Source organism: Nonomuraea sp. NPDC049784, from assembly GCF_040659615.1.
GTDB lineage: Bacteria > Actinomycetota > Actinomycetes > Streptosporangiales > Streptosporangiaceae > Nonomuraea.
This window is the reverse complement of record NZ_JBFAMX010000024.1, coordinates 1-12,580: the sequence shown is the minus strand read 5'-3', so window position 1 is coordinate 12,580 and position 12,580 is coordinate 1. Positions and strand designations below refer to the sequence as shown.

14 protein-coding genes are annotated in these 12,580 nt (G+C 68.0%); 3 read left to right on the top strand and 11 right to left on the bottom strand.

Features of this window, described 5'->3' with window-relative positions; all coding sequences use genetic code 11:
- Window positions 1-224: 224 nt before the first annotated feature.
- The 6 genes from AB0J09_RS08910 to AB0J09_RS08885 form a co-directional block, all read right to left on the bottom strand.
- Window positions 225-1,568 (bottom strand): HAMP domain-containing sensor histidine kinase, encoded by a 1,344-nt coding sequence (locus AB0J09_RS08910; RefSeq protein ID WP_360687431.1) that lies wholly within the window; start codon window positions 1,566-1,568, stop codon window positions 225-227.
- Window positions 1,569-1,738: 170 nt separating this feature from the next.
- On the bottom strand, window positions 1,739-1,975 hold the full coding sequence (locus AB0J09_RS08905; RefSeq protein WP_360687428.1) for an SPW repeat protein: 237 nt from the start codon (window positions 1,973-1,975) through the stop codon (window positions 1,739-1,741).
- Window positions 1,972-2,313, bottom strand: coding sequence for a hypothetical protein (locus tag AB0J09_RS08900; protein WP_360687425.1), 342 nt, complete (start codon window positions 2,311-2,313; stop codon window positions 1,972-1,974). The genes AB0J09_RS08905 and AB0J09_RS08900 overlap by 4 nt, the downstream gene beginning before the upstream one ends.
- Entirely contained in the window at window positions 2,310-3,992 is a 1,683-nt protein-coding gene (locus AB0J09_RS08895) for an MDR family MFS transporter (RefSeq protein ID WP_360687422.1), read from the bottom strand. The genes AB0J09_RS08900 and AB0J09_RS08895 overlap by 4 nt, the downstream gene beginning before the upstream one ends.
- 291 nt (window positions 3,993-4,283) lie before the next feature.
- The gene (locus AB0J09_RS08890) at window positions 4,284-4,514 is read right to left on the bottom strand and encodes a cellulose binding domain-containing protein (protein ID WP_360687419.1); all 231 of its coding nucleotides are present in this window, start codon (window positions 4,512-4,514) and stop codon (window positions 4,284-4,286) included.
- A gap of 486 nt (window positions 4,515-5,000) precedes the next feature.
- On the bottom strand, window positions 5,001-5,555 hold the full coding sequence (locus AB0J09_RS08885) for a YceI family protein (RefSeq protein ID WP_360687416.1): 555 nt from the start codon (window positions 5,553-5,555) through the stop codon (window positions 5,001-5,003).
- A 100-nt stretch (window positions 5,556-5,655) separates the two neighbouring features.
- On the opposite strand from AB0J09_RS08885, the gene AB0J09_RS08880 reads away from it, so the two are divergent.
- Window positions 5,656-6,507, top strand: coding sequence for a helix-turn-helix transcriptional regulator (locus AB0J09_RS08880; protein ID WP_360687413.1), 852 nt, complete (start codon window positions 5,656-5,658; stop codon window positions 6,505-6,507).
- A gap of 188 nt (window positions 6,508-6,695) precedes the next feature.
- Here the strand turns inward: AB0J09_RS08880 and AB0J09_RS08875 are convergent, their stop codons facing one another.
- Both AB0J09_RS08875 and AB0J09_RS08870 read right to left on the bottom strand, forming a co-directional pair.
- Window positions 6,696-6,902, bottom strand: a complete 207-nt coding sequence (locus AB0J09_RS08875) for a cold-shock protein (RefSeq protein ID WP_360687410.1) — start codon at window positions 6,900-6,902, stop codon at window positions 6,696-6,698.
- Window positions 6,903-7,279: 377 nt separating this feature from the next.
- Complete coding sequence (locus AB0J09_RS08870) at window positions 7,280-7,558, bottom strand: hypothetical protein (RefSeq protein WP_360687407.1); 279 nt, start codon at window positions 7,556-7,558, stop codon at window positions 7,280-7,282.
- 328 nt (window positions 7,559-7,886) lie between these two features.
- Here AB0J09_RS08870 and AB0J09_RS08865 point away from each other — a divergent pair, with 328 nt between their 5' ends.
- Window positions 7,887-8,660, top strand: coding sequence for a GAF and ANTAR domain-containing protein (locus tag AB0J09_RS08865; RefSeq protein ID WP_360687404.1), 774 nt, complete (start codon window positions 7,887-7,889; stop codon window positions 8,658-8,660).
- 25 nt (window positions 8,661-8,685) lie between these two features.
- On the opposite strand, the gene AB0J09_RS08860 is transcribed toward AB0J09_RS08865, so the two are convergent.
- The 3 genes from AB0J09_RS08860 to AB0J09_RS08850 form a co-directional block, all read right to left on the bottom strand.
- Entirely contained in the window at window positions 8,686-9,108 is a 423-nt protein-coding gene (locus tag AB0J09_RS08860) for an ATP-binding protein (protein WP_360687401.1), read from the bottom strand.
- A 14-nt stretch (window positions 9,109-9,122) separates the two neighbouring features.
- On the bottom strand, window positions 9,123-9,368 hold the full coding sequence (locus AB0J09_RS08855) for a hypothetical protein (protein WP_360687398.1): 246 nt from the start codon (window positions 9,366-9,368) through the stop codon (window positions 9,123-9,125).
- Window positions 9,369-9,976: 608 nt separating this feature from the next.
- Window positions 9,977-10,399 (bottom strand): hypothetical protein, encoded by a 423-nt coding sequence (locus tag AB0J09_RS08850; protein ID WP_360687395.1) that lies wholly within the window; start codon window positions 10,397-10,399, stop codon window positions 9,977-9,979.
- A gap of 816 nt (window positions 10,400-11,215) precedes the next feature.
- Between AB0J09_RS08850 and AB0J09_RS08845 the strand changes: the two genes are divergently transcribed.
- Window positions 11,216-12,580, top strand: a 1,365-nt coding sequence (locus AB0J09_RS08845; protein WP_360687392.1) for a Clp protease N-terminal domain-containing protein, incomplete at its 3' end; no start/stop codon positions are given.

Sequence of the window (12,580 nt, the reverse complement as noted above, 5' to 3'; positions counted from 1 at the left end):
CCATCACAGAGTTCCCCCCGGAGGTGAACACTGCTTCGAATCCACCCCGCCACCAATAGAAGGAGTACGTCTCCGATCAGAACCGCGCCGACAGACACAACTCGCTTAGTCTCTGAAACTCCCCCGACTTCTTGATCCATCATCCTTCGATCCTAAGAAACGGAAGCGTTCGGGCATGCTCAGCGCCGAGGATGTGCGTCAAGAGTGGAAGGCTCCGCGCGCCCTCAGCCGTTTCTGCCTCCCGGTTGGGGGGTGGCTGATGAGCTGGGCGAGAGGGGGAGGCGTACTTCGAAGCAGGCGCCGCCGTGGGCGGAGTCGCTGACGGTGATGGTTCCCGAATGGCCGTGTGCGATGTCGTTGGCGATCGCCAGGCCCAGGCCGGTGCCGCCCAGGTGACGGCTGCGGGCCGTGTCCAGCCGGGTGAAGCGTTCGAAGATCCGTTCGCGGTCGCTCTCGGGAATTCCGGGACCGTCGTCGGAGACGGTCAGGAGCGCCTGGCCGTTGTCGCGCCTCACCGCTACGTCGACCCGGTCACGGGCGTGGCGTTGCGCATTGTCCAGGAGGTTGGTCAGCAGCCGGGCGAGCTGTGCCGGCGCGCCGTCCACGATGACGCCGTCCTGCAGGCCGACCTGGACGGGGACGCGGTCGGCGCGATGCTCCAGCTCGGCACGGGTCAGGTCCGCGAGGTCCACCCTCTCGCGTACGGTCGCCGCGCTGGATTCGAGGCCGGCGAGCAGGAGGAGATCGGCCGTGATGGCCTGCAGGCGGTCGACGTCACGGAGGGTGTCGTCGAGCAGCTCCTCCGCGTCGAAGTCGTGTGGGTGTATCCGAGCCTCTTCAAGTTTGACGCGCAGTCCGGCCAGCGGGGTGCGCAGCTCGTGGGAGGCGTCGGCGACGAACCCTCGTTGGCGGTGCGTGGCCCGTTCCAGCCGGTGCAGGGTCTGGTTGAGCGTGCGGACCAGCCTGGCGATCTCGTCGTCTCCGGCCTGCTGGGGGATGCGGCGGCTCAGATCGTTGAAGGTCGTCGTGGCGAGCTCTGACGTGATGGACTCCACGGGGCGCAGGATGCGACCTGTGACGTGCCAGGTGATCCAGCCGACGGCAGCGGTGAGCAGGGCCGCCTGCGCGGCCACGATGGCATTGTCGAAGGTGGTGGACATCATCGTGGTCGTGCGATCACCAGCGTAGACCACCGGGGACTGGACTCCGGAGCCCACCCGGAGCGCGCTGAAGCGAAGGCAACCCGGCTCGATGTTGGCGCAGGTCTGCGAATCCTGCATCGTGTCTCCGGGCGCGGGCCAGGCCCTTACGATCGGCTGTCTGTCCCCGGCAGAGGGGGACGCGGCGAGCACTCGCCCGCCCGGGGCCACGACCTGGATCAGATCGACGCCCGGCACCGATGGTTTGATCACGCGAGGCAGGCTGCCCTTACGGACAATTGCCGCCACCAGGACGGCTTGCTGCTCGGTGCCGTTCCACATGACATTGGCGATCACTTGGGAGATCATCAAGCTCATCGCCACGGCCACGGGGATGAGGATCAGCAGCGTGCATACGATGCTCAGCATCGTGAGCCGCCCGCGGATCGACCGTGGGCGGAATCTCTGCAACCAGATGCCCACACCTTTACGGTAACGAAACCCGCCTCGGTGGAGACAACGCCAAGGGAAAGTCTCGGACAAGAAGCCGCCCCGCACTTCCGGGCCTTGACGGCGCCGAGCCCAGCGCCGATGGCGTCTCAGGGTTGATGGTGACTGGCCGATCTCCGGTAGAGATCGGCGACCTGTCCGGCCAGGGCGGTGAAGAAGCCGGCGAGGCCCAGGACGGCCAGCACCGCACCGACGATCACGTCGTCCCTGGTGGCAGCCGTCCACGGCTCGCGCATCGGCTGCTGCCCGGTGACGAAGGGCGCGGCGACCAACCAGACGCCGGCCAGGAAGATGAGCGCCAAGCCGACCTTGCCGAGCTTCCTCACGCCCGCATCTCCCCTCGGTCGGCCTGGTCCGCGGCGAGCGCGGCGACCAAGGGTTTGAGCAGGGCGTGGAGCTCCTCGGCCGAGGGCACAGCCGGCTGCTCGGGAGCGAGGGCCGGGCGGCGCTGGGCCAGCACCCCGTCGGCGCGCAGCCGGGCGCGCCAAGCGGTGGCCCAGGCCATCGCCGTGACCATGGCGATCACGCAGACGCCTGCTCCGGTCGCGAGGTCGATGGTACGCGGATCACCCTCGTGGCCCAGCGCGAAGGGGGCCAGCAATAGCCACCCTCCGGCGACCAGGGCGGCTGCCGAGGTGACGAGTCCGGCAAGGTAACGGATCATGGATTTCCCTTCGACTGGATGGCGGCCAGCAGCAGCCGCCCGGCCAGCGGTCGCAGCACCTGACGCGCGGCGCTCCTCGCCCGCGCGGTCTCGTCCCCCGTCTGTTCCGCCGGGACCAGCGCGGAGGCAGCGGAGACGAGCCGGGGCGATGCGTCGTGCTCGATGCGCTCGGCCAGCCAGGTGAGCGCCACCCCGGCCAGCGCCAGGACGAGTGGCGGCAGCGGTGGTTCGGCGGCGCCGCGCAGCGGGACCTCGCGCAGCACGAGCGCCAGCAGCAGGCTGGCCAGGGCGAACGGCACGGCCCACAGGTAGACCGCCTGCACGCCGTCAGTGAACGCCTCCAGCAACCGGTGCAACTCCGCGAGCGGGATCCGCTCCAGCACCGCGGGATCCGCGGGCACGGCGTGTACCCCCGCGTCTTCCAGCGAGCGCGCCTGCACGGTGCCGAACAACGCGGTGCCCATCGCCCCGCCCAGCGTGCGGAAGAAGGCGATCACGCTGGAGGCGACGCCGATGTCGCCTGGCCGTACGGCGTTCTGGGTGGCGATCAGGGGGACCTGGATGAACAGGCCCATTCCCAGCCCGACCACCACTGTGAAGGACAGGAGAACCGGCATGGAGGTGTCGGCCTCGACCCGGCTCAGCAGCCAGAGCCCGGCCGCCAGCACCACGGCGCCCACGATCGGATGAACCTTGTAGCGTCCGGTGCGGGATACGAGCTGGCCCGAGAGGGCGGAGGAGACGATGATGCCGATGGTCAGCGGGACCAGCGCGAGGCCGGATTGCGTGGCGCTCTGGCCCTTGACGATCTGCAGGTAGCCCGGCAGGTAGACGACGGCGCCGAACATCGCCACGCCGCTCAACAGGGCCAGGCCGGAGGAGACGGCGACCACCGGGTCGGCCATCAGCCGCGGCGGCAGGATCGGCTCCGACGCCCTGTGCTCCCAGACCACGAACGCGGTGGTCAGCACCAGGCCGGCCACCGCGAGGCCCGCGATCTGCGGCGAGTTCCAGTCGTAGGTCTGACCTCCCCATACGGTTATGAGGAGCACGCAGCAGACCGCCGCGACCAGCAGTGCCGCGCCGAGGTAGTCGATGCGGTGCTGTAGCCGCCGGACCGGCACGCGCAGCGCGATGGCGATGACCGCCATGGCGACGACGCCCAAAGGCAGGTTGATCCAGAAGATCCAGCGCCAGCTCGCGTGGTCGGTGAAGAATCCGCCCACCAACGGTCCGGCGACGCTGGCCAGGCCGAAGACGCCGCCGAACATGCCCTGGTAGCGGCCGATCTCCCGGGGCGGCACCACGTCCGCGATAACCGCCATGGCGAGCGCCATCAGCCCGCCGCCGCCCAGGCCCTGCAACCCGCGAAAGGCGATCAGTTGGGGCATGTCCTGCGCGACGCCGCAGAGCACCGAGCCGATCAGGAAGATGATGATCGCGCTCTGGAAGACCCGCTTGCGGCCATAGAGGTCGGAGAGCTTGCCGTACAGCGGGGTACCCGCCGTCGAGGCCAGCAGGTAGGCGGTGACCACCCAGGAGAGGTGATCGATGCCGCCCAGCTCGCCGACGATCCGCGGCAGCGCAGTGGCCACGATCATCTGGTCCAACGCCGCGAGCAGCATGGCGAGCACCAGGCCCGTCATCACCAGACGGACCTGCCCCTTGGTTAAGCTCACCGAGCCTCTCCCCCTCGCCGATACTTACGGTGACGAAGACCTTACGCAGAGGTGCGGCGCGGTGTATGGAGAACTCACATATTGATGCTCCGATCACCTTCGCCCCCACCCGCTGACGAGGACCGCGGGGAGGGCGCGGAGGCCTGGCTGGAGGTCGATACGAGAGATGGCGCCGAAGCCCAGGGTGACGCCGACCGGACCAGCCACGGCTTCCGTGTGATCGCAGGGAATGGTGGCCGTTCATCGGCAGCCCAAGTCGACGGGCATCCTCCTGGTCAGGCCGCGTCCGGCCTAGGTACAGGTGATGTTGGTCGGGCCGGGCGTGGACGGGCCGTTGGCCTGGAAGCCGAAGGTGGCCGACGCGCCCGGCGCAAGGCTCGTGGCCCAACTCGGCGCCTTGATCGTCCATGTGGTGCCCGACGGCGTGATGGTGGAGCTCCAGGCGTTGACCAGGGTCACGCCGGACGGCACGGTCCACGTGATCGTCCAGTTGTTCCAGGTCGTGGTGCCCGTGTTCCGCACGGTGACATTGGTCGAAAAGCCGCCCTGCCAGGCGACGTAAGAGTGGGCCGACGCCGGGGAGCGAAACGCTGCCGGATAGTCTCATTGAGACTGGCCGAGGTTCCGGAGGGTCGTCCTGTGAGAGGAATCGAGGCACACGCGCGAGGACTCGGTCCGGCATGAAGCCAAGACCGAACGCCATCTGTATCGGCGGGCCCTGCAACGGCAGGCTGGCCCGCATCGAGCAGGACGTCGGCATCGTGCAGGTGCCGTTCGGGCCAGCCGGGGACGCTCAGAGCGCTCCTTACCGCATCACTGCGGGCCGCATACACCATCCGTCCTGCCGCACTCCATTCACCGTGCTCAGCTGGGTCGCCGCAGTCGGCCAGGGCCCTTGACCGTATTGCCCCAGAGGCCGGCTGCCGCCGCAGCAACGCCACCTGGTGGCGCGGGACAAGGATCTCTATGCCCTGATCGACGTCGGCGGCCCCGACTCGACCCCGCGTGTTACTGGGGCTCGATGAACTGCATGTCGAGCTGGATCTTGATGGAGTCACTGAGGATGGCGGGGGCGAAGCCGAGACCGAAGTCGCTCCGGCGGATCTCGCCCTTCGCCTCGAAACCGGCGTGCCGGCGTCCGTCAACGATGGAGTCCTCGACCCCGCCGAACTCGACGTCGAAGGTGACGGACCGGGTCACCTCGCCGATGGTGAGGTCACCCTCCATGGTCCAGTCGTTGCCGTCGCCTTCGATCCTGGTGGAGCGGAACGTCATTGCCGGGCGGTTGGCGACGTCGAGCATGTCGGGGCCGCTGACGTGGGCGTCGCGGTCGGCGTTGCCGGTGTCGATCGAGTCGAGCGCGACGGTGGCGGTGACCGCGCAGCTGTCGAGGGTGTCGCTGACGATGAGGTCTGCCTCGAAGCGCCCGAACTGGCCGCGCACCTTCGAGATGCCGAGGTGGCGGATCGTGAAGCCGACCGCCGAGTGGAACGGGTCGAGGGTCCAGTGGCCGGCGAGGAGCGGCAGAGCGGTCGGCGTCGTCGTGGTGGTCTTGGAAGTCATGCCCCCAACCTGGCCCGGGCGGCGGCGCATAGGGAGGCCGGGCTGAGGCTGGCCCTGACAGGGCGACGATGAGCGCGCCGGGAATCGGTAGGTTGCGGGTGTGAGCGACAACGAGCTGGGCGCGTTCCTGCGGAGCCGCCGGGAGGCCATCAGTCCCGCCAACGTAGGGCTTCCCGCCGGGGTCCGGCGGCGGACCCCCGGGCTGCGCCGCGCCGAGCTGGCCACTCTCGCGGGGATCAGCGTGGAGTACCTCGCACGGCTGGAGCAGGGCCGCGACCGGCATCCGTCCCCGCAGGTGCTCGGCGCGCTCGCCGACGCCCTGCGGATGTCCACCGACGAGCGTTTCCACCTCAGGCTCTTGGCGAAGGCGACCGAAGGCGGCAGCCCGTTCGTCTGCCCTTCGGCGCAGCCGCCGGTCGTGTCCATCCGGCCGACGGTACGTGCGCTGCTCGACAAGCTGGAACCCGCCCCGGCGGTGCTGATCAACCGGATGACGCCGGTGCTCGCGTACACCACGGGCTTCGAGCGCCTGGCCCGGCCCACCGGCCTCCTGGACGCGGCCGAGCCCAGCTTCGTCCGGTTCGTGTTCACCGACGCGCGCGCCCGCGACGTCTACCCCGACTGGAATACCGTCGCGACCCAGCAGGTCGCCATCCTGAAGTGCGCGGCCGGTCTCGCCGACCCGCACGTGGCGGCCCTCGCCGACGAGCTCACCGTCACGGCCGGCAGACCCTTCACCGAGCGGCTCACCACGCCGGGCGTCCCCGAGCGCGCCGGTGTCCAGCGCTGGGCGCATCCGGAAGCCGGGGAACTGCGCCTCGCGTACGAGGCCCTCGAGCTCGCCGACGACCTGCGCCTGATCGCCTACCTTCCGGCGGACGAGGCGTCGTCGGCCGCCCTCGATCGCCTGGCCGGCCGTCACCTCGGCACGCTCCGCGTCGTCAACGGCTGACTGCGGACGTTCGCCTGCCGGGGGTTCGGCCGTTCCCGGGGTCGGCCTGCCCCCTGAAGGTCGCCGGCGTGATCGGAGCTCCCTCCGGCGCAGACGGGCATGAAGCGCGCACCGACGGGCTGGAGAAAATGGTTCGGGCCTGCCCCGCAGGTGTGGAGCAGGCCCGGACGTATGACGCGCGCGTCAGGTCAGGCGGGAACGATGTTCTCCGCCTGCGGGCCCTTCTGGCCCTGGACGACGTCGAAGGACACCTTCTGTCCCTCGGTCAGCTCGCGGTAGCCGCCGGTGGCGACGATGTTGGAGTAGTGCGCGAAAACGTCGGCGCCGCCGCCGTCCTGCGCGATGAAGCCGAAGCCCTTTTCAGAGTTGAACCACTTCACGGTTCCGGTTGCCATGTCGATCTCCTTCAGATATGTGCAGACCAAACGGAATCCGCACCGTGCGGAATCCCGTGTCGCCGCAATGAGCCCATCCGGAAATGACCGGCAAAAACAAAACGCGCCCAACATTACATTCTGTCGGGCGCGCACAAAGTCCATGGGTACCACAACTGCAACACCATCAGTCTAGCACACGCTCCGGGAGAGCCGTCCGGCCACGGACGAGGGGCGGCAGGGAGCCGCCCCTCCGGCTGCACCGTTCGCCTACCGCCCATCATGGCTTCGTCGCTGTGGCTGGTGGTGGTTGGGGCAACCTGGCCCCGGGGGCGGGCGAAGGGGTCCAGCCATCCGAGCCGCTCGGCGAGTCGTCGGGCGCCGTCGATGTCACCCGCCTACTCCTCCTTGTGGATCGTGACCGCTTGGATCGCTGTCAACAGGATCGTGTGCACGGGGGATTCGTGTCGTGTCGAAGCGGATCCATGCGCGTACTCATCGAGCACAACGGTGTTGCGGGAACGATCCAGTTCGACGACAGCCCCCTTGAGCGACTGACCTCCGCGCAGGTGAACCGTGACCCGCTGTTCGTTGCCTTCCACGCTCGACAGCACATACATCCATACGTCTACGTCCGCCATCCAGCCCTCCGCAGGAATATCCGGTAACTCGGTCACGATCAGCTCCTACGCCTCCTCCGGAACGCGGGTGAGAAGGGCGTACGCATAACGTCAACGTCTCTCTTACGGGAAAATGAGCTGACCCGATCGAGTCGTCGTGCGGATTTTTTTCAGCAAAACCTTCTTTCGTCAATTGATATTGTAACGCTGTGTGGTCGCCGCCGAAATGATCACGGTCGTGCTTCGGCGTTGTGCGGCCTTGATTCCGCATGCGCTGCCGTGGTGCTTGATCAGGCCGTGGCCGGTCAGCAGGTCGTCCGCATCCAGGCGCGCGCTCGCGCCCGCCTCCCTGCCCAGGAACTGGGGACGAGCGTAGGCTCCGAGCGTGGAGCCCTCTTCGTCCCGCGGCCCGGAACGCCAGGTGGCCGAGGCGTTCGTCGCCCTGGCCGACACGCTGGTGACCGGGTTCGACATCATCGAGTTCATGCACGTCCTGGCCGAGCGGTGCGTCAACCTGCTGGGCGTGGACGCCGCGGGTCTGCTGATCACTGATGATCGCGGTCGTCTGCAACTCATGGGCTCCTCCAGCGAGCAGAGCAGGCTGCTTGAGCTGTTCCAGCTGCAAAGCGATCAAGGCCCCTGCCTGGACAGTTTCCGCTCCGGCCTGCCGGTGCACTGCGCCGACCTGGCCGAAGCACACGCCGTCACGACCTGGCCGCGCTTCGCCGGCCACGCCCAGCGCAGGGGGTTTCGGGCGGTCAGCGCGCTGCCCATGCGGCTGCGCGAGCAGGTGATCGGCGCGATGAACCTGTTCCATGCCCGGCCCGGCGCGATGGAGCCGGGCACGGCCGCGCTGGCCCAGGCGATGGCCGACATCGCCACCATCGGGCTGCTGCAGGAACGCGCGATCCGCGAAAGCCAGATCCTGACCGAGCAACTGCAGCACGCCCTGAGCAGCCGGGTGATCATCGAACAGGCCAAGGGCGTGATCGCGGAACGGCACGGCCTGTCCATGGAGGCGGCCTTCGCCCTGCTGCGCGGACACGCGCGCAGCAACAACCAGAGCCTGACCGGACTGGCACAGGAGGTGGTGGCGCACACCATCGCCCTCCAGCCGCGAAGCCAATCAGGCACCTCGGGGCTCCCACCCGCCCCCTGACCCCGCCGCCCCCGTCGCGACGGGGTCAGGGCGTCAAGCGGACGGCGATGCGCAGCCGGGTACCGTCCGCGCCGCTGCTGACGGCCACCTCATCGGCCAACTGGCGGATCAGCCACAGTCCACGCCCGCCGGTGCCGTCCAGTCCAGGCCTGGCCGGCCGCTCCAAGTCCGAGCCTGCGTCCGGAAGACCGGGCCCGTCATCGCTGATCTCGCAGCACAGCAGGCCATCGACCCGCCACATCCGGATCCAGCCGGTCCCGCCGCCATGGCCGACCGCGTTGACCGCCCCCTCATGCGCCGCCAGCACGAAATCGTCCCACCGCACCCCCACCAGCCCGGCCTGCGCGGCCTGCACCCCCACGACGTGCCGTAGCAGCGGCAGCTCGGCATGGGTGAACTCACACGCCAGCAACGGCCACAGCCCCTCGCCGCCCCATTCGGCGCACATAGCCGGCCGCCTGCTCACCTCAGCCGATCAGCGGTCACGAGGTGCGGGCCGGGCCGGGCTGTCGCGGTGACCTGAATGCGGCACATCCCTGCCACGAGTAACCCTCTGCTGCCGGTGACGTCGAATGCCTGCATGCAGACGGCGATCCGGACCAAGCACCGCACGGGCCTCGCCGCGACGAGATCGGGGTCGACGCCGGCCAGGCACACCACCGGGACGGCCTCAGCAGCCAGAGCGAGTAAGGATTTTCGGCCTGCCATGGATACCACGGTCCTTGCGCGAAGCGAATGGGGACCGCCGGGGTCTAGGGCAGCCAGACTCGTCTTATACCGATGCCCCGCCACCACGGCGGGCAATCCCGCGTTACCCTCTCAATTCCCTGGTCGGACGGTGCGCCGCAGTTGACTCCGGGACCGGCATTCTTGACCTCAGCGGCCGCGAATCCGTTTGTCCACGTGTGGGTGACGACCAGAGTCGGCTTCGCCCACATGCCGGTCGTGCCTGACGACTGTGACGGCCCCACTCAACGCGCCGTGACCTGAGGTATTTCGGCGGTGGTGTTGCCAGCCGAGGCGCCTGTCTTGGCCGCCAATGCCGGCCTGCCGGACCCGCCGCCCGTTCACTCGCCCAAGCAAGCCCTTCAGCAGGATCTGACTCTGGTCGCCAAGGCCAAGAGCTGGGACCTGGCACAAGGCGCTCGTGGCCTACGGCTTCACATCCGCGGCCACCTCCGTCGACATCGCCGGTGCGGGGCGGATCCCGGCTGAGGTCGCCGAAGAGCCGGGAAGGCGGTTCGCGGCAGAGCGCGAGGTCCGCTCGGCCGGCTCGCCCGGCTGGGACAACACCGGGCGCCGAACTCGTCCGAGTGCTACACCAGCAGGAACCGGTCGCTGGTCGCGATGGACACGATCTGGAAGTTGCTGTTGTACATGACGGCGTTGTAGTGGAACAGGTGGTTCTGCACGCCCGCCGGGACCGCGATGCTGAAGGTCTGCACCAGTACGAAGTCGAGGCCGACGTTGGTGAACGGCGGTGAGGAGAACTTCTGGGCCGGGATGGCGGGGTCCAGCGCGGCGACGGCTGCGCCGGTGGTCTCGTCCAGGGCGGTGACCAGCAGGGTGAAGGGCGCGGTGTCGATGACGCTGTTGCCGGCCTCGATCTCGATGACCAGGTCATAGGCGGTGGCCGGTGGCTTGCCGGCGACGTCGGGCGCGTTCGGGGTGGGGTCGCCGACCTTGTTGCCGCTTTGAGTGGTGTAGATCCGGGCGATTCTGGCGTCCTGGGAGTTCATGAACGGCCTCCACGGCCATATCGAAGAACGTGCGGGCGAGCCAGGCCGGCCCGCCCAAGAGCCCACGACTCTCATCCAGGACCGCTGTATCGCTGGAACATCCAGTACTCGCGTCGCCCTGGGGAATCGACTGGGCACAGACGCAAGGTCTCGGCGTCTGTGTCACAAGCGATGCCTGTGACACTCACCCCAGGTGTACACCCCCACCGACCACGGCACAAGCCGGTCCACAGCCACAATCCGGCTCGCTGCAGTGGAGCACGGATCACCGGATGTCAGCGATGTCGCCACTGGAAGTTGCGGCCGCTCGTTCACACCAGTTGATGGCGTGGTCGGCGACCTTTCCCATCCGGGGGTAGCGAGAGCGAGATGCGGCCTCCGGGCGTCCCGTCGATCGCCTGCGCCGATGGCGCCTTCTCCGGGTCGGCTCGTTCGGCTGGTGGCTGAATCCGGGGCAATTACCACAATAAGTACTAAGGTGGTAATCAGGTCCGGATATCCGCCGGAGCCCGACGAGGTCGCACACGCAGACCCACGCGAAGGCCAGCAGTCGCCGACTCAGTACGCCGGACGATGTCGCGCGGTGATCACACCGCCCGTTCCGTGGAACGCGTGGGGTCTACCTAGGGGCATCATGGCCGACGGCCGGCACCGAACACCCGCTGATCGAGCACGGCTCAGAGCCGAGCCGATGCACCCCGCTGACAGTGGCTGACGACGGCCACACCCCAGGAGCTCCTGACGGTGCCCAGATGTGGATCACCGCCGATCTGGTCGCGATCATCCGGCATATTCCGCTCCGCCAGGAGGCTTGAGATGTTCGAGAAGTTCACCGACCAAGCGAGGCGTGTCGTCATCCTGGCGCAGGAAGAGGCCAGGATGCTCAATCACAATTTCATCGGTACTGAGCACATTCTTCTTGGTTTGATCCATGAAGGTGAGGGCGTGGCCGCCAAGGCTCTGGAGAGTTTGGGCGTCAGCCTTGAGGGTGTGCGCCAGCAGGTCGAGGAGATCATCGGCCAGGGTCAGCCGGCCGAGTCGGGGCACATTCCGTTCACCCCGCGGGCCAAGAAGGTCCTCGAGCTGGCGGTCCGTGAGGCTTTGCAGCTGGGTCACGAATACATCGGCACCGAGCACATCCTGCTCGGGCTCATCCGCGAGGGTGAAGGTGTGGCCACTCAGGTGCTGGTCAAGCTTGAGGCCGATCCCGGACGCGTCCGGGACTGGGTCCTCCAGTCGCTCTCCGGCCGCGGCGACGACGAGCCGGCGGCGAGCGTATTCAAGGAGTCGGCCCGGCCGGCCTCCGGGATGCTCGATCAGTTCGGCCGCAATCTGACCCAGGCGGCCCGTGGGGGCAAGCTGGATCCGGTGATCGGCCGTGAGAAGGAGATCGAGCGGGTCATGCAGGTCCTCTCGCGGAGGACCAAGAACAATCCGGTTCTGATCGGCGAGCCCGGTGTCGGCAAGACCGCCGTCGTCGAGGGTCTGTCGCAGAAGATCGTCAGGGGTGAGGTGCCCGAGACGTTGAAGGACAAGCAGCTGTACACGCTTGACCTCGGTGCTCTGGTGGCCGGTTCCCGTTACCGCGGTGATTTCGAAGAGCGTCTGAAGAAGGTGCTCAAGGAGATTCGTACGCGTGGGGACATCATTCTGTTCATCGACGAGCTGCACACGCTGGTGGGCGCGGGCGCGGCTGAGGGTGCGATCGACGCGGCCAGCATTCTCAAGCCGATGCTGGCGCGCGGCGAGCTGCAGACGATCGGCGCGACCACGTTCGACGAATACCGCAAACACTTCGAGAAGGACGCCGCTCTCGCCCGCCGTTTCCAACCGGTTCAGGTCGCCGAGCCCTCGCTCAGCCACACGATCGAGATGCTCAAAGGTCTGCGCAAGCACTACGAGGCGCACCACGCCGTCTCGATCACCGACGACGCGTTGGTGGCCGCCGCGCGGCTGGCCGACCGCTACATCAGCGACCGCTACCTTCCCGACAAGGCGATCGACCTCATCGACGAGGCAGGGGCACGGCTGCGCATCCACCGGATGACCGCTTCGGCCGGCCCGTACACCGAGGACGTCGTCACCGAGGAGCTGATCGCCGAGGTTCTGGCGACCGCTACCGGTATCCCGGTCTTCAAGTTGACCGAGGAGGAGTCGCAGCGTCTGCTCCGTATGGAGGAT